13 protein-coding genes are annotated in these 16,993 nt (G+C 73.6%); 9 read left to right on the forward strand and 4 right to left on the reverse strand.

Going from position 1 to position 16,993, the window contains the following annotated elements:
• Positions 1-17 precede the first annotated feature (17 nt).
• Complete coding sequence (locus DCW30_RS13925) at positions 18-1,589, reverse strand: M81 family metallopeptidase (protein WP_076687263.1); 1,572 nt, start codon at positions 1,587-1,589, stop codon at positions 18-20.
• Positions 1,586-2,791 carry an ROK family transcriptional regulator gene (locus DCW30_RS13930; RefSeq protein ID WP_076687262.1) on the reverse strand — a complete coding sequence of 402 codons (1,206 nt, stop codon included), beginning with the start codon at positions 2,789-2,791 and terminating at the stop codon, positions 1,586-1,588. The genes DCW30_RS13925 and DCW30_RS13930 overlap by 4 nt, the downstream gene beginning before the upstream one ends.
• A 256-nt stretch (positions 2,792-3,047) precedes the next feature.
• Between DCW30_RS13930 and DCW30_RS13935 the strand changes: the two genes are divergently transcribed.
• From DCW30_RS13935 to DCW30_RS13975, 9 genes are all read left to right on the forward strand, one after another.
• Positions 3,048-4,889 carry a peptide ABC transporter substrate-binding protein gene (locus tag DCW30_RS13935; protein WP_076687261.1) on the forward strand — a complete coding sequence of 614 codons (1,842 nt, stop codon included), beginning with the start codon at positions 3,048-3,050 and terminating at the stop codon, positions 4,887-4,889.
• Complete coding sequence (locus DCW30_RS13940; protein ID WP_076687260.1) at positions 4,886-5,845, forward strand: ABC transporter permease; 960 nt, start codon at positions 4,886-4,888, stop codon at positions 5,843-5,845. Before DCW30_RS13935 ends, DCW30_RS13940 begins: the two co-directional genes overlap by 4 nt.
• The gene (locus tag DCW30_RS13945; RefSeq protein ID WP_076687259.1) at positions 5,842-6,768 is read left to right on the forward strand and encodes an ABC transporter permease; all 927 of its coding nucleotides are present in this window, start codon (positions 5,842-5,844) and stop codon (positions 6,766-6,768) included. The genes DCW30_RS13940 and DCW30_RS13945 overlap by 4 nt, the downstream gene beginning before the upstream one ends.
• Positions 6,769-6,784: 16 nt before the next feature.
• On the forward strand, positions 6,785-8,872 hold the full coding sequence (locus DCW30_RS13950; RefSeq protein ID WP_076687258.1) for an ABC transporter ATP-binding protein: 2,088 nt from the start codon (positions 6,785-6,787) through the stop codon (positions 8,870-8,872).
• Positions 8,869-9,774 carry a homocysteine S-methyltransferase gene (gene mmuM / locus DCW30_RS13955; protein WP_198502061.1) on the forward strand — a complete coding sequence of 302 codons (906 nt, stop codon included), beginning with the start codon at positions 8,869-8,871 and terminating at the stop codon, positions 9,772-9,774. The genes DCW30_RS13950 and mmuM overlap by 4 nt, the downstream gene beginning before the upstream one ends.
• A 109-nt stretch (positions 9,775-9,883) precedes the next feature.
• Positions 9,884-10,969, forward strand: a complete 1,086-nt coding sequence (locus DCW30_RS13960) for a WD40/YVTN/BNR-like repeat-containing protein (RefSeq protein WP_076687256.1) — start codon at positions 9,884-9,886, stop codon at positions 10,967-10,969.
• A gap of 33 nt (positions 10,970-11,002) precedes the next feature.
• Entirely contained in the window at positions 11,003-11,680 is a 678-nt protein-coding gene (locus DCW30_RS13965; protein ID WP_062771120.1) for a uracil-DNA glycosylase, read from the forward strand.
• Positions 11,677-12,669 carry a BadF/BadG/BcrA/BcrD ATPase family protein gene (locus DCW30_RS13970; RefSeq protein ID WP_076687255.1) on the forward strand — a complete coding sequence of 331 codons (993 nt, stop codon included), beginning with the start codon at positions 11,677-11,679 and terminating at the stop codon, positions 12,667-12,669. The genes DCW30_RS13965 and DCW30_RS13970 overlap by 4 nt, the downstream gene beginning before the upstream one ends.
• A gap of 84 nt (positions 12,670-12,753) precedes the next feature.
• Complete coding sequence (locus DCW30_RS13975; RefSeq protein ID WP_062771118.1) at positions 12,754-13,698, forward strand: sirohydrochlorin chelatase; 945 nt, start codon at positions 12,754-12,756, stop codon at positions 13,696-13,698.
• Positions 13,699-13,769: 71 nt separating this feature from the next.
• Here the strand turns inward: DCW30_RS13975 and DCW30_RS13980 are convergent, their stop codons facing one another.
• Complete coding sequence (locus DCW30_RS13980) at positions 13,770-14,810, reverse strand: lactonase family protein (protein ID WP_076687254.1); 1,041 nt, start codon at positions 14,808-14,810, stop codon at positions 13,770-13,772.
• A 429-nt stretch (positions 14,811-15,239) separates the two neighbouring features.
• Positions 15,240-16,748, reverse strand: coding sequence for an FUSC family protein (locus tag DCW30_RS13985; RefSeq protein ID WP_076687253.1), 1,509 nt, complete (start codon positions 16,746-16,748; stop codon positions 15,240-15,242).
• Positions 16,749-16,993: the final 245 nt, after the last annotated feature.

Genomic DNA, 16,993 nt, shown 5'->3' on the forward strand with positions numbered 1-16,993 from the left:
TCGCCGGGCGACCCGCGTCACGCGAGCGGCGCCAGGGTGACCGGGGTCAGGTCCGGTCCGGGCCCCGTGTCGAAGGCGTCCTCGTCGAAGGGGTACAGCGGACGCTCGACGCGGTGGTGGCCGAGCCGCGGCAGATCCTGGTCGACGCCGCCCGGGGTGAGGGCGAGCAGCCAGTCGGCCGCCATGTCGTACAGCTCGGGCTCCAGGTAGCCGATCTTCACGGCCACGATGTCGTACGTCCGCGGGTCGACGCCCAGGCCTCCGTCGGCCGGGCCCATGAAGTCGGCCAGGGTGTGGAACGGCTTGCGGCGTTCGACGAGGACGACGGTGAGGCCACCGCTGCGCACGGCCGCCATGTCGACCCCGCGGTCGTACGCGCCGCCCTCCGCGCGGTCCTTCTGGTCCATGGCGCGCTGCAACGCGACGACCGTGCCGGTGAGTTCGCACGGGCCGCCGTGGCCCCGGTCGACCTTGCCGCCGACGCTCAGCGTGACCTCGGCGCCCACCCCCGCCTCGAAGCAGCGGGCCACGGCCACGGGGTCGGTGATGCCGGGGTGCAGCGCGGTGACCTCGCCGGAGCGGATCGCGTCGTGCGCGAGCAGCTTCTCCAGCATGTACGCGAGGTCGCCCGCGCCGCCCGCGGTGGGGTTGTCGCCCGAGTCGCTGATCAGGAAGGGCCGCTTCGCCGACGCCACGGCCCGCTCCACGCACTCCTCGGCCGTGCCCGTCGGCCCGACGAAGACGAACTCCTTGCGGGCGTCCCAGTAGCGTCGGGCGAGCTTCTCCGCCTCGGCCGCGGCGAGTTCGGCGTCGTCGCCGGTCACGACGATGGCCGCCCGGCAGCGCGGCTCGTCGGCCCAGGCGTAGCCCACACACATCGCGGCGTCGAGGATGCCGGGCAGCTGCTCGATCCCGGCGAGCGAGGCGTACAGGGACTTCGCGGGCTCCAGGCGGGTGCTGGTCTTCTCACCGGGGAGCAGCACGGGCACCTGCACCCAGGCCCGGTGCGGCCGGACGCCGTCCCGCAGGCACGTCACCAGGTTGCGGGCGGCGCGCTCGCGGGTCTCCCAGGCGTCCTCGTGCGGGGCCAGGCGGTGGGCGGTGAGCAGGTCGACGGGCTCGGCGAAGCGGCGTGAGACGTTGCCGTGCAGGTCCATGGCGGTGGAGATCATCGGGCGGCCGGCGCCGTCCGGGGCGCCGACCGAGTCGAGGGCGGCGCGCACGGCCTCGGTGAGGTCGGCCTCGGCGTCGCTCAGGCCCATGACGCTCATCGCGCCGTGGATGTCGTACACCAGGCCGTCCAGGGGGCCCGCCCGCCGTATGCGCGTGACCAGTTCGTCCTTGAGGGTCAGGTACGACTCGGCCTCCACGGGGCCGCCGGGCAGCGCGGTGGCGTGCAGCAGCGGCACCCATTCGACGGCGGTGGCGAGGTCGGAGTCGGGGCGCGTCCATGTGTAGCGGTCGAGGAGGTCCTGGCCGCGGGTCCGGCGGAAGTCGTCCGTGGTGGAGCGGTGCGGGCAGAACGTGGAGGACTCGATGCCGATGCCGCCGATGCCGATGCGCAGGCGACGGGGTGCGGAGGGGGTCATGCGGACGCGCTCTCTTCCTTGGGTGCGGGGACTGCGGGGGCCGGGGTGTTCGCGGCGGTCGGCAGGTGGTGGCGGAGGGCGGTGAGGCCGGCGCCGAGAAGGCCCGCGTCGACTCCGGTGACGGTGGTGGTGATCTCCAGGTCGGCCGTGGCGAGCGGCAGGCAGCGTTCGTAGAGCACCCCGCGCACGGCGGCGACCAGGGGTTCCGCCGTGGCGAGGACGCCGCCGAGCGCCACGGCCTGGGGGTTGAAGAAGTTGACGACGACGGAGAGGACCGTGCCGATGTGCCGGCCCGCGGTGCGGACCAGGGTGGTGGCCTGCGGGTCGCCGTCCGCGACCAGGCGCAGCAGGTCGCCGGTGTCCCGCACCTCCACGCCCCGCGCGGCGAGTTCGCGGATGAGGGCGGCGCCGCTGGCCACGGTCTCCAGGCAGCCGATGTTGCCGCAGCTGCACGGCCGGTCGCCGGCGGCGTCGACGCGGACGTGGCTGATGTCGCCCGCGCTGCCGTTGGCCCCGTCGTGCGGGCGTCCCGCGGAGACGATGCCGCTGCCGATGCCGCGCCCGGCCTTGACGACCACGAGGTGCTCCAGCTCGGGCCGGGCCACGCGGTGCTCGCCCACGGCCATCATCGTGGCGTCGTTGTCGACGGTGACGGGGATGCCGAGGCGCTCGGCGAGGACGTCCCGCAGCGGGTAGCGGTGCCAGCCCGGCATGCGGGACGGGCTGAGGACGCGTCCGGTGGCGGGCTGCACGGGGCCGGGGAAGGCGACGCCGAGCGCCCGCACGGTGCGGCCCTCTGCCTGCTGGCGCGCGACCAGGGTGTCGACCTGACCGCAGAGCCAGTCCACCGCGGACTCGGGGCCCGCGGTGATGTCGTGCGGCAGGTCGACGGCGTCGCTGACCGTGCCGCCGAGGTCGACGACGCCGAGCCGCGCGTGGTGGCTGCCGAGGTCCGCGGCGAGCGCCACGCCTCCTCGCGCCGCCACCCGCAGCAGCCGCGGCCTGCGCCCGCCGCGCGAGGCGCCCTCGCCGGACTCGCTGAGCAGCCCGGCGTCGACCAGTTCCTGCACGCGCAGGGAGACCGTCGAGGGGGCGAGGCCCAACTCGCGTACGAGGTCGGCGCGGGAGGACGCCACCCCCGATGAGACCAGGTGCACGATGTGCTGCGCCGATCCCGGTTCGCCGAGTGGTGTACCGGTCATGCCGTCCCCCGTCGCTCGCCCGCGGCTCCCGGGCCGACGCCCCGAGCCGCTCGGCCGCCCCCGTTCATTCGCGAAGTTCATTCGATGCCGGACAGAACATTAGGCCTGATCGAACCAAGCTGGCTAGGCCTGGCTGTTTCAAAGTTCTTGCCGAATGAAGCTATTGACTTGTTTTTCTTCCGGGGCCTACCTTTCGGGCGCCGCCCCCTCGTTCTCCGGTACGGGCGGCCCCGTAGCCCCTTGGAGGCCCATCGCCATGCGTTCACTCCGCTCCGCGGCGGCAGCGCTGCTCGTCCTCGTGGCGGCCCTCACCGGCTGCACCCGTGAGGGCGGCAGCATCGACATGGGCCCCACCGGAGGCACTCCCGTCGAGGGCGGCACCGCGACCATGGCGCTGCCGCCGGCCGCGACGCCCAACTGGATCTTCCCCATCGGCGCGCCCGGTTACGGGGCCTCCTACAACTACGCGATCTACTCGCTGATGTTCACGCCGGTCTACGACGCCGTGCAGGACCGGGCGAAGGGCGAGCTGACCACGCACGGCCCCGGCACGCTGGGCCTGGAACCGACGTACGCCGACGGCAACAGGACCGTCACCGTGCCGCTGCGCGAGGGCGTCGAGTGGTCCGACGGCACCCCGGTCACCGCCCGCGACATCGAGTTCTGGTTCCGCCTGGTCAAGGCCAACAAGGCGGACTGGGGCAGCTATTCGGTCGGCACCATGCCGGACAACGTCAAGCGGTTCGAGACCGTCGACGACCACACCGTGCGGCTGCACCTGACGCGCGCGTACAACCCCGACTGGTTCACCGCCAACCAGCTCTCCCTGCTGCGGGCGCTGCCCCAGCACGCCTGGGACGCCAAGACCGACGGCGGGAGGATCGGTGACTGGGACCGCACGACCGCGGGCGCCAAGGCCGTCTTCGCCCGCCTCACCAGGCACGCCAAGAGCCTCGGCTCCTACGCCACCGATCCGCTCTGGAAGACGGTCAACGGCCCGTGGAAGCTGGCCGGATGGCGCGACAGCGGCCAGGTCACCATCGTGCCGAACGAGAAGTACACCGGCCCGAAGTCGGAGCGTCCGCACCTGGACAAGGTGGTCTTCAAACCGTTCACCACGGCCGACTCCGAGTACAACGTGCTGCGTTCGGGCGGCGTCGACTACGGCTACATCCCGCCGTCGGTGATGGCGCAGAAGGAGAGGTTCGAGGACAAGGGCTATCGCGTCGACCCCTGGGAGGGCTGGGCGGCGACGTACATCGTCTACAACTTCAACTCCACGCACGGCGGCGCGCTGATGGACCAGCTCTACATCCGCCGGGCCATGCAGCACCTCGTCGACCAGAAGGCGATGAGCGACGTCATCTGGCAGGGCAGCGCCACGCCGACGCTCGGCCCCGTGCCCGTCACCCCCAAGAGCCAGTACCTCTCCGAGGCCATGGAGCAGAACCGCTACCCCTTCTCCGTCGCCAAGGCCCGGCGGCTCCTCGAGGACCACGGCTGGCGCACCGAGGACGGCACCGCGCGCTGCGTGCGCCCAGGAACCGGCGACGACCGGTGCGGCAAGGGCATCGACAGGGGCGACCCGCTGGAGCTGACCCTGCTCTCCCAGGCCGGCTCGACCGAGACGACGAACATGATGCAGGAGCTCAAGTCCTCACTGTCCAGAGCGGGCATCGACCTGACCGTCCGCCAGCAGCCGCTCAACTCCGTCCTCGGCAACTCCGTGCCCTGCACGGCGAAGGGCCCCGGCTGCGACTGGGACATGTCCTTCTTCGGCACGGCGGGCAGCTGGTACTACCCGCTCAACCCCAGCGGCGAGCAGCTGTTCTCCACCGGGGCCTCCGCCAACTTCGGCAACTACAGCGACAAGAAGGCCGACCGCGTCATCCGGGGCGTGCAGTACTCCCCCGACATGACGGCCGTGCACGAGTACGGCGAGTACCTCGCCGAACAGCTCCCGGTGATGTGGATGCCCAACCCCGCCTACCAGGTCTCGGTGATCCGCAACGACCTGCGCGGGATCGAGCAGAACCCGACCGTCACCTTCTCGCCCCAGCACTGGTACTACGTCAAGGAGAAGGGGGCCGCGAAGTGACCGGCTTCACCGGCTTTCTCGTCAAGCGCATCCTCCAGGCGGTCGTCGTCCTCTTCCTCGTCTCGATCATCGTCTTCGTGCTCCTGCACCTGCTGCCGGGCGGCCCCGCGCGCGCGATCCTGGGTCCGAAGGGCACCCCGCAGCAGATCGAGCACTTCAACCACCAGCAGGGCTACGACCGGTCGCTGCCGACGCAGTACCTGATGTACCTGAAGCGTCTCCTCACCGGCGACCTCGGGGAGTCCTTCAAGCTCAACTCGCCCGTCCTCGACCTGCTGAGGCAGCGGCTGCCCAAGACGCTCCTGCTGACCGTCCTGTCGACCGTCCTCGCGGTGGTCATCGCCGTGCCCCTCGGCCTGCTCCAGGCCGTCCGCCGCGGCAAGGCGTCCGACTACGCGCTGACCGGGCTCACCTTCCTGCTGTACGCGACGCCCGTCTTCTTCCTCGGCCTCATCATGATCATCCTATTCGCGCAGGTCATGCCCATCCTCCCGGCCGAGGCGCCCCAGGGCGAGACCATCGCCGACCTGCTCGGCGACGTCACCGGGCTGATCCTGCCGGTCGTCACCATGGCCTTCGGCATCATCGCCATGTTCAGCCGCTACATGCGCTCCGCCGTGCTCGACAACCTCACCGAGGAGTACGTCCGCACCGCCATGGCCAAGGGCCAGTCGAGCCGCCGCATCATGGGCAGGCACGTCCTGCGCAACGCCCTGATCCCCCTCGCGACACTGCTCGGCCTCTATCTGCCGACCCTCTTCAGCGGCGCGCTCGTCGTCGAGTCGATGTTCAACTACCCCGGCATGGGGCTGCTGTTCTGGAACGCGGCGCAGGGCTCCGACTTCCCCGTCCTGCTCGGCGTGACCCTCGTCGTCGGTGTCGCCACCGTCGTCGGCTCCCTGCTCACCGACATCCTGTACGCCGTCCTCGACCCCCGGATCCGGAGCGTGGCATGAGAAGCACCGCCGTCCCTGTCACCTCCCCCGGGGACCCCGGGGCCACTCCCGGGAACGAGGAAGCGGCGCGGGCCACGCCCTCGCTCGCCCGCCGCACCCTGCGGGTCTTCACCGGCAACAAGCTCGCCCTGACCGGCGTGGTCGTCCTGCTCCTGCTCCTTGCCTTCAGCTACCTCGGGCCGCTGGTCCACGACACCGAGCAGGTCCACACCGACCTCTCCCGCGCCAATCTGCCGCCGGGCAGCTCCGGCCACCTCCTGGGCACCACCGACCTCGGTTACGACATGGTCGGCCGCCTGATGGTGGCCGGGCAGACCTCGCTGGAGATCGGCCTCGCGGCGGGACTCCTCGCCACCCTCTTCGGCACGGTCTACGGCGCCGTCTCCGGGTACTTCGGCGGCTGGATCGACGCCGCCATGATGCGCGTCACCGACGCGGCGCTCGCCATCCCCGCCATGTTCCTGCTCGTCGTGGTCGCCGCCATCATCACGCCCGGCGAGGGCGTCCTGATCGTGATCATCGCGGCCGTCGCCTGGCTCTCCCCCGCCCGCCTCGTGCGCGGCGAGGCGCTGTCCCTGCGTGACCGCGAGTACGTCCAGGCCATGCGGATGATGGGCGGCGGCGGAGCGCGGGCCGTCTTCAAGCACATCGTCCCGAACGCCATCGGCACCGTCATCGTCAACTGCACCTTCCAGATAGCCGACGCGATCCTCTACGTCAGCTACCTCGCCTTCCTCGGGCTGAGCATCCCGCCGCCCTCCGCCGACTGGGGCTCCATGCTCTCCGCCGGCATCACCTACACCCAGAACGGCTACTGGTGGCTGATCTTCCCGCCGGGCATCGCGATCGTGCTGGTCGTCGCCGCGTTCAACTTCATCGGCGACGGACTGCGGGACGCCTTCGAAGTGCGGCTGCGGAAGTAGAGGGAGAACCACAGAGATGACCGCGGACAACACCACGGACAAGACCGGGCCCCACGGTGAGGGCCCCCTGCTCACCATCGAGGACCTGCGCGTCGACATCGCCTCGCGCGAGCGCACCGTCCACGCCCTGGACGGCGTCTCCCTCTCGCTCGCCCCCGGCGAGGCCCTCGGCATCGTCGGCGAGTCGGGCAGCGGCAAGACGATGACCGCCCTCAGCGTCCTCGGTCTGCTCCCGCCCGGCGGGGAGATCACCGGCGGCCGGGTCCTCTTCGACGGCCGCGACCTCGCGGCGGCCCCCGCACCCGTCCTCCAGGACGTACGCGGCGACACCATCGGCATGGTCTTCCAGGACCCCCTGACCTCCCTCAACCCGACCATGACCATCGGCGCCCAGGTCGCCGAGCCGCTCCTGCTGCACCGGCCCGGCATCGGCAGGAAGGAGGCGTGGAGCCGCGCCGAGGAGATGCTGCGCCTGGTCGGCATGCCGCAGCCCGCCGAGCGCATGAAGGTCTACCCGCACCAGCTCTCCGGCGGCATGCGGCAGCGCGTCGCGATCGCCATGGCCCTGGTCTGCGAGCCGAAGCTGCTCATCGCGGACGAGCCGACCACCGCCCTCGACGTGACGACACAGCACCAGATCCTCGAACTCGTCGACGACCTGCGCTCCCGCCTCGGCATGGCGCTGATCCTCGTCACCCACGACCTCGGGGTCATCGCCCACCGCGTCGACCGCGTCGCCGTGATGTACGCGGGCAAGGTCGCCGAGCAGGCGAGCGTGCGCGACCTCTTCGAACGCCCGCGCCACCGCTACACCGAGGCCCTCTTCTCCGCCCTGCCCGAGCGGGCCGCCGCCGGCGCCGAGCTGCACACCATCCCCGGACTGCCGCCCGGCCTCGTCACACGGCCGACCGGCTGCCGCTTCGCGCCGCGCTGCGCCTTCGCCACCGACGAGTGCCGCGCCGGGGAACCGCCGCTCACGGACGCCGGGGAACCGAGCGCGGAGCACCGCTTCGCGTGCTTCCACCCGGTCCCCGACGAGGCCGCGTCGGACGAGGACGTCGTGCGCCCCGCGCCCGCGCTCCCGGCCGCCGCGCCGGGTGACGTACTCCTCGAACTCGACGCGCTGGTCAAGGAGTTCCCGCTCAAGGGTGGCGCGTTCGCGCGCAGCCGGGGCACCGTCAGCGCGGTCGGCGGGGTGTCGCTCACCATCCGCAGGGGCGAGACGTTCGGCATGGTCGGCGAGTCGGGCTGTGGGAAGACCACGCTCGGCCGGATCGTCGCGGGCCTGGAGGAGCCCACCGCCGGAGCGGTGCGCTTCGAGGGCGCCGACCCGTCCCGGATGTCACGGGCCGAGCGGCGTGCCCACCGGCGCCGCGTCCAGCTGATGTTCCAGGACTCCACCGCCGCGATGGACCCGAGGATGCGGGTCGGCGAGATCCTGCGCGAGCCCCTGGTCATCCAGGGCGTCGGAGACCGGACCGAGCAGGAGGAGCGGGTCGCCGGGCTGCTCGACGCGGTCGGCCTGCCGCGCGGCGCCGTGCACCGCTACCCGCACGAGTTCTCCGGCGGACAGCGCCAACGCCTGGGCTTGGCGCGTGCGTTGACGCTCTCGCCCGATCTGGTGGTCGCCGACGAGCCGGTCTCCGCGCTCGACGTCTCCGTGCAGGCGCAGATCCTCAACCTGATGCGGGAGCTCCAGCGCGAGCGCGGCCTCACCTATCTGTTCATCTCCCACGACCTGGCCGTCGTACGGCACCTGGCGGACACCGTCGGCGTGATGTACCTCGGCAGACTCGTGGAGGCCGGACCCGCCGAGCAGGTGTACGCGCGGCCGTTGCACCCCTATACGCGAGGCCTGCTCGACACGGTCAACCTGCCGGTGGTCGCGGCCGAGGGCACGGCGAAGCCCGGTCCGTCCCCGCTCAAGGGCGAGACCCCCTCCGCGGCCAGGCCGCCCTCCGGCTGCCGTTTCCGCACCCGCTGCCCCCTCGCCCAGGACGTCTGCGCCACCACCGAACCGGAGGTGAGCACGCCGAACGGCGGCGCCCACCAGGTGGCGTGTCACTTCCCGTCGGCCTCGCCTCGGCTAGCGTCGTCGGTGTGAGACTCGCCGACGCCCTTCACCAGCGCCCCGTCGTGCTCGACGGCGGCCTCTCCAACCAGCTGGAGGCCGCCGGGCACGACCTGGGCGACACCCTGTGGTCGGCACGGCTGCTCGCCGACGAGCCCGAGGCGGTCGAGGCCGCCCACCGCGCCTACTACGAGGCGGGTGCCGAGGTGGCGATCACCGCGAGTTACCAGGCGACCTACGAGGGGTTCGCGCGGCACGGCATCGACGCCCGCCGCACCGCCGGACTGCTCCGGCTCAGCGTGGAGCTGGCGCGGCGGGCCGGCGCGGGCCTTGGTCGCGAGGCGTGGGTGGCCGCCTCGGCGGGGCCCTACGGCGCGATGCTCGCGGACGGCTCCGAGTACCGGGGCCGGTACGGGCTCACCGTGGCCGACCTGGAGCGCTTCCACCGGCCGCGCCTGGAGACCCTCGCCGCGGCCGGGCCCGACGTGCTGGCCCTGGAGACGGTGCCCGACACCGACGAGGCGCGGGCCCTGCTGCGGGCGGTGCGCGGCCTCGGGGTGCCCGCCTGGCTGTCGTACAGCGTGGCGGGCGGGCGCACGCGCGCGGGGCAGCCGCTCGACGAGGCGTTCGCCCTGGCCGCGGAGGCGGACGAGGTGATCGCGGTGGGGGTGAACTGCTGCGATCCGCGGGACGTCGAGGCGGCGGTCGCCGTGGCCCGGCGCGTCACCGGGCTTCCGGTGGTCGTGTACCCCAACAGCGGGGAGGCCTGGGACGCCGGGGCGCGGGCCTGGCGCGGCCCGGCGCGGTTCGCGCCCGGCATGGCGGCGCGGTGGCGGGCGGCGGGGGCGCGGCTGATCGGCGGGTGCTGCCGCGTGGGGCCCGCCGCGATCGCGGGGCTGGCGGCCGAGCTGTCGCCGCCGCACCACGCGGCCTGAGCGAGGACACGGCGCCTGACCTGCGGGGGAAGCCGGTCGAAGGGAGACTGTCAGTGGTGGGGTGCAGACTGACGGATACCTGAGACAACGACGTCCCGAGGAGGCCGCCATGGCCGAAGTCCTTCTGTCCGTAGGCACCCGCAAGGGTCTGTTCATCGGCCGCAGGCGCAGTGGCGCCTGGGAGTTCGACGACAGCCCGTACTTCAACGCGCAGGCGGTGTACTCCGTCGCGATCGACACCCGGGGCCCGCGCCCCAGGCTGCTCGTGGGGGGTGACAGCGCGCACTGGGGCCCTTCCGTCTTCCACTCCGACGATCTGGGCCGCACGTGGACGGAGCCGGCGAAGCCCGCGGTGAAGTTCCCGAAGGACACGGGCGCTTCCCTTGAGCGGGTGTGGCAGCTCCACCCCTCGACGGCCGAGCCCGACGTGGTGTACGCGGGCACCGAACCCGCCGCGCTGTACCGGTCGGAGGACCGGGGCGAGAGCTTCGCGTTGGTGCGCCCGCTGTGGGAGCACCCGACCCGCTCCCAGTGGGTGCCCGGCGGCGGTGGCGAGGGCCTGCACACCATCCTGACCGACCCCCGCGACGCCCGCTCGGTGACCGTCGCGGTCTCCACGGCGGGGGTGTTCCGCACCGGGGACGGCGGCGCGAGCTGGGCCCCGTCGAACCAGGGCGTGTCCGCGGTGTTCCTGCCGGAGAAGGACCCGGAGTTCGGGCAGTGCGTGCACAAGGTGGCGCGGGACGCGGCCGACCCGGACCGGCTGTATCTGCAGAACCACTGGGGGGTGTACCGCAGCGACGACGCGGGCGCGCACTGGACGGACATCGGCGGTGGTCTGCCCTCGGACTTCGGCTTCGCGGCGGTCGCCCACCCGCACCGCGGCGGGACGGCGTACGTGTTCCCGATCAACGCGGACATCGACCGGGTGCCCGCCGACCGCCGCTGCCGGGTGTACCGCACGGCGGACGGGGGCGGCAGCTGGGAGCCGCTGAGCGCGGGCCTGCCCCAGGGCGACCATTACGGCACGGTGCTGCGGGACGCGATGTGCGCCGACGGCAACGACCCGGCGGGGATCTACTTCGGCAATCGCAACGGCGAGGTGTTCGCCTCGGTCGACGACGGCGACAGCTGGCAGTTGGTCGCCTCGCACCTGCCGGACGTGCTCTGTGTGCGGGCCGCGGCCATCGGTTGATGGGCGGTGGTGCGACGGCAGTAGGGTGACGGCGTGGCACCACGACCCTTGCATGAGATCGTCGAACCAGGCTGGGCCAAGGCCCTGGAGCCGGTGGCCGAACGGATCGCCGGGATGGGGGACTTCCTGCGCGCGGAGATCGCCGCGGGACGCACCTACCTCCCGGCGGGACCGAACGTGCTGCGCGCCTTCCAGCAGCCCTTCGACGACGTCCGCGTCCTGATCGTCGGACAGGACCCCTACCCCACGCCCGGTCACGCGGTGGGCCTGTCGTTCTCGGTCGCGCCCGAGGTGCGTCCGCTGCCCGGCAGTCTCATCAACATCTACCGCGAGCTGGGCGACGACCTGGGGCTGCCGCCGCCGGCCAGCGGCGACCTCACGCCGTGGACGCGGCAGGGCGTGCTGCTGCTCAACAGGGCGCTGACCACTGCCCCGCGCAAGCCGGCCGCGCACCGCGGCAAGGGCTGGGAAGAGGTGACCGAGCAGGCGATCCGCGCGCTCGCCGCGCGCGGCAAGCCGCTGGTGTCGGTGCTGTGGGGGCGTGACGCGCGCAATCTGCGGCCGCTGCTCGGGCCGTTGCCGTCGGTGGAGTCCTCGCACCCCTCGCCGATGTCGGCGGACCGGGGCTTCTTCGGCTCGCGCCCGTTCAGCCGGGTCAACGACCTCCTCGTCCGGCAGGGCGCGCAGCCGGTGGACTGGCGGCTGTCGTGACCGGAGCCGCGTGCGTCCTGGGCGTCGACTCGGGGGGCTCCGGTCTGCGGGCCGCTCTCGGGAGCCCGGAAGGAGCGCCGTGCGCGGGGCCGGTGCGCTCGGCGGAGCCGGTGCGCACGGGGCCGCGCGGCATCGACGCCGGGCACTTCATGGACCTGCTGCTGCCCCTGGCGCGGGACCTCCTGGCCGCGTCGGGCGGCGGGCGGATCGCGGCGGTCGCGGTGGGGGCCGCGGGGATGGCGACGCTCGGCGAAGGCCTGCGGGCGGAGCTGCCGGGAGCGCTCGGCCGGGAGCTGGGTGCGGAGCGGGTGGCGCTGGCCGCCGACGCCGTGACCGCGTACGCGGGTGCGCTGGGTGAGCGGCCCGGCGCGGTGGTGGCCGCGGGCACCGGGCTGATCGCGGTCGGCACGGACCTCGCCGCGTGGCGTCGCGCCGACGGCTGGGGTCATCTCCTGGGCGACTGCGGGAGCGGGGCCTGGATCGGGCGCGCGGGACTCGAAGCGGCGATGCGGGCGCACGACGGCAGGCGGGGCGGTTCGCCGGCGCTGCGGGACCGCGCGGAGAAGGTGTTCGGTCCGGCGGCCGGGCTGCCGGGTCAGCTCTATCCGCGGGCGGACCGGCCCGCGGTCCTCGCCTCGTTCGCGCCCGAGGTCGCGGCCTGCGCGGCGGGGGACGCGGTGGCGGGCGGCATCCTCCGGGACGCCGCCCGGCATGTCGCCGAGGCCGCCGCGGCCGTCTGCCCCCGGGACGCGGCGAGCGAGGTGGCGCTCACCGGCGGTCTGATCAAGCTGGGCGAGCCGTTGCTCGGCCCGCTCCGCGACGATCTGGCGGAGCTGCTGCCGCACGCCCGGCAGGTTCCCGCCGCCGGCGATCCGCTGGACGGCGCCCTGCGCATCGCGGGGGGCCTGGCGGCGGACCGGCTGCTGCTGCCGCGCGACGCGCGCATGCTCTCCGTCCACCGGTCGGAAGGCCCGTCGACCTCTGCGTAATTCCTCAGACAAAAACGGACTTATACCGCCCACCCGCACCCTCCCCGAACAGCGTATGGCCGCAAGCCAGTAGCATGCGGGCGCATGAGCTCCCCCACTGGGCCCGCATCCGGCCTGCCCGTACGAATGCCGCGCCCCCGTCAGCCGGGCCGGCACCGCCGTCCGGAGCCCGTCGCGGCTCCCGAGGGCGCGCCCGCACTGGTCCTCGCCGTGCCGGGCGCCCCCAGCACCACCACACGCCAGCTCGCCGAAGAGGTCGTGAGCATCGCCCGCTCCGAGCTGCCCGGACTCGACGCCAGGATCGGTTACGTCGACGGTGAGGAGGACGCCACCGTCACGTCTTTCCCCGAGTTCCCCTCGCTGGAGTCCGTGCTCGCGCACGCGGCGGCCGAGCGCACCGCCCGCTTCGAGCGCGCGCGCGAGGCCGGCGCCGACGCCGCCGAGCCGGAAGGCGCCGTCGCGGTCGTCGTGCCGCTGCTCGCGGGCCCCGACAGCACGCTGACGCTGCGCATCCGGGAGGCCGTCGCGGCCAGTGGCGCCCCCGCCGAGCTGACCGATGTGCTCGGCCCCCACCCGCTGCTCGCCGAGGCGCTGCACGTGCGTCTGTCGGAGGCGGGCCTCGCCCGCGCCGACCGCGCCCGGCTGTTCACGGTGGCCACCGCCGCCGACGGCATCATTCTGGCGACGGTCGGCGGCGAGGAGGCCGTGCAGGCCGCCGGGATCACCGGCATGCTGCTCGCCGCGCGCCTCGCGGTGCCGGTGATGGCGGCCGCGCTCGACCAGGAGGGCTCCATCGCGGCGATCGCGGAGCAGCTGCGCGGTTCGGGCTCGGCCCAGCTCGCCCTGGCCCCGTACCTGATCGGACCCGAGCTCGACGAGGGACTGCTCGACGCGGCGGCGAAGGAAGCGGGCTGCTCGGCCGCCGAACCGCTCGGCCCCTACCCGGCGATCGGCAAGCTGGCCCTGTCGAAGTACACGACGGCGCTGGGCATCGCGCCGCAGCAGCCCTCGGGCGCGCCGGTGCACTGAGTGCTCCTCGTACGCCGGTGCATGGGCCCGCCCCGATGTGGGGGCGGGCCCATGCGCGTATACGGGCGGGGTCAGCCGAAGACGACGCAGGAGGCGGCGGGGGCGTCGATCGAGCCCGCCCTGCGGGGGATGCCGGTGCCCGGGTCGACCGTGAACCAGGTGACGTCTCCCGAGCGCTCGTTGGCCGCGTACAGGTGCCGGCCGGAGGGGTGCAGGGCCAGGTCACGCGGCCAGTGCCCGCCGCACGGCACCGTGGCGGCGAGCCGGGGCGCCTCGTCGGGCGCGCCGATGGCGAGGACGGAGATGACGTCCGTGCCGCGCGTGGCGGTCCACACGAACCGCCCGTCGGGGGCGACGACGACCTCGGAGGGGTAGACGTCGCCCTCGGGGGTGTCGACGAGGACGGAGACCTCGCTGAGCGGCTTGAGCGCGCCCGTCTCGGCGTCCCAGGAGCAGGTGGTCAGGGTGGGCGTCAGTTCGTTGAGGAGGTAGGCGCGGTCGCCGTCGGGGTGGAAGGCCAGGTGCCGCGGGCCCGAGCCGGGGCGCACGGCGACCTCGCGGTGCAGGGTCAGGCCGTCGTCGCCGAACGCGCAGACGCGCACGGAGTCCGTGCCGAGGTCGACGCTGACCGCCCAGCGGCCGCTGGGGTCGGCGAGGACCTGGTGGGCGTGCGGGCCCTGCTGGCGCTGCGGGTGCGGGCCCGAGCCGGTGTGCCGCAGTTCGCTGGTCGGGGTGGCGGCGAGGCCGCCGTCCTCGCGCAGCGGCACGGCGGTGACGCTGCCGGAGCGGTAGTTGGCGGTGAGGACGTGGCCGTCGTACAGGCCGAGGTGGGTGGGGGCCGAACCGACCGGCACGGGCCTGCCCCTGAGCTCCGGCTTGTCCCCGTCGAGGTGGTAGGCGGCGACGGCGCCGTCCGCGGTCTCGCTGACCGCGTAGAGGGTGGTGCCGGTGGGCGAGAGCGCGAGGTAGGACGGGTCGGGGACGGCGTCGGTGGTGCTGAGGACGGTCAGCGCGCCGGTGTCCGCGTCGACGGCCGCGGTGAGGACGCCGAGGCCCCCGGCGGCGGTGAACGATCCGATGTAGGCCCGTCCGGCCTGTCTGCCCACGACCACTGCTGTCCCCTATCGACCCGGGCGCCACGTGCCGGGCGCCGCTCGTGCGGCCGACGCTAGCAGTGGGTCCAGCGGGGGCGGGCGCGCCCATGGAGGCCACCGCGTGTGTCGCAGCTCACTCCCCCGCGCGGGCCGGGGGCGGAACCTCCAGCGCTCCTTCACCGTTCATCCATATGTGGCCTCGCGGAGAGGCGCCCGCCCTCCGTCCGCCACCCCTCTGCCGCCCCGGCTGGTCCCCCCCGTCCAGCCGGGGCTCTCTTTTTGTCGCTGCCGGTGCGGCTTCGGGTCAGCGTCGCTTCTGGGAGTGCAGGTACCAGGCTGCGGCGAGAGCGATGAGCACCACGACGATGAGTATCTTCATGACTCCCTGCTGCCCCGGCCGGCTCGTCTGAAGCGCACCGTTCCCGCGCGGCGGCGGCCGATGTGCGTTCAGGCCCCGATCAGCGGTGTCCGCGGCGGGCTGTGCAGGGGGTCGGCGAGTTCCGCGAGGGCCTTCTCCAGACCGTGCAGATGGGCGAGGGCCGGTTCGACGACGGAGCCGTGCGGCACCTCGGCGGGGCCCAGGGACGCGCGTCCGCGCTCGGCGGGGCCGGTCAGCGCCTCCACCGCGGCCTCCACACGCCAGCAGGCGGCGGCGAGCCGGTCGTCGTGGGACGCCTCGGGGTCGGCGGCGATCGAGGCCAGGCCGCGCACCTCGTCGGCGCAGGCGTCGAGCAGGGCGATGACCTGCCGGGCGCGTTCCTTGCGGGCCCGCAGCGGGCTCATCGGGTGGACGAGCGGGGCGAGGGAGAGGCGCACCTTGCCGAGGAGCTGCTCCAGCTCGGCGACGCGGGGCGCGGGGTCGGCCGTGCCCGAACCGGCGAGCCGGGCCGCGGCCTCGGCGGTGCAGGCGTGCACGCAGCGCAGGGCGCGCTCGATCCAGGCGTGGGTGGTGGCGTGCGTCGTCACGGGCAGGATGAGCAGCACCGCGAGGGCGGCGCCGAGGGCTCCCACCCCGGTCTCGGCGATCCGCAGGGCGAGCAGGGCCGGGTCGAGCACCCCGAGCAGGCCGTAGAGCACACCGGCCATGACGGTGACCGCGAGCATCATCCAGGTGTAGGAGACGGCGGCCGTGTAGAAGATGCCGAAGACGCTGACGGCGACGATGAGCGCCGAGGGGACGGGCGCGCCGTTCAGCGGCACGGCGACGACGAGGCCGAGTGCGACGCCGATGACCGTGCCGAGGACCCGGCGGAAGCTGCGGACCAGGGTCTCCCCGCTGGACGCGGTGTTGACGAAGACCCACCAGGTGGCGCCGACGGCCCAGTACCAGCGCTGATCGGAGAGCACCTGGCCCGCGGCGAGCGCGAAGGCGCCGCCCGCGACGGCCTGGACGGCCTGCCGTGTCGTCGTACGGGCGAGCCCGGCGCCGGGGTGGGGCGGCGGGACGGCGGCCGGGGGCAGCCGGCGTTCGTAGCACCAGGCGCCGAAGCGGACGGCCGCCGCGGCGCAGAGCGAGAGCAGGACGGCGGCGTACAGCTCGGGGAGCTGGCGGGGGACCGTGTGCAGGAACTGCGTCGCGAAGAACATCATGAACGCGAACACGCCGAGGGAGTGCCCGCGCGGCCCCCAGCGTCGCGCGTACACGCCGGCTCCCATGACGGCGAGGAAGGCGGCGTCGCGCGCCACGGGCACGTCGTGCAGCAGGGCGGCGACGGCGAGTACGGGAAATCCGACGGCGGGCAGCAGGGCCGTGGTGATGGCCTGCCCCCTGACCGTGGCGTCGCCGACGGTGAAGAGGGCGAGCAGCGCGGCGAGTCCGCCCGTGATCGCCGCCACGAGCGAATGTCCGGCCAGGCCGCACACGGCGACCGCCCCGGCGATGCCGAGGACGGCCCTGGAGGCGAAGCGCAGCCGCGTCCGTCCCGGATCGGGCGCCACGAACATCCTCTTGAGCACTGCTTTCCCGCCCCTCTCGCGCCTCTCGCGTCCGGTCCGTGGGGTTCGTCCGAGGAACCCGCATGAAAAAGGCGCCGCGGAATCCCGCAGCGCCATCGACGGCACCATCACACCATCTGATTGCCCCCTGGCTCAACCGCAGCCGGACACACTGGGCCATTGGCACATCCCAGGGCGGTTCGACTGGACCGCGGCCGGGCCATCGGATCACGCGGGCCCGGGGGTGTGGCGGTCTGGGCCCGCCA

Origin of the sequence: Streptomyces alfalfae, assembly GCF_004127445.1 — a bacterium.
In the GTDB taxonomy this organism is placed as follows: Bacteria; Actinomycetota; Actinomycetes; order Streptomycetales; family Streptomycetaceae; genus Streptomyces; species Streptomyces alfalfae.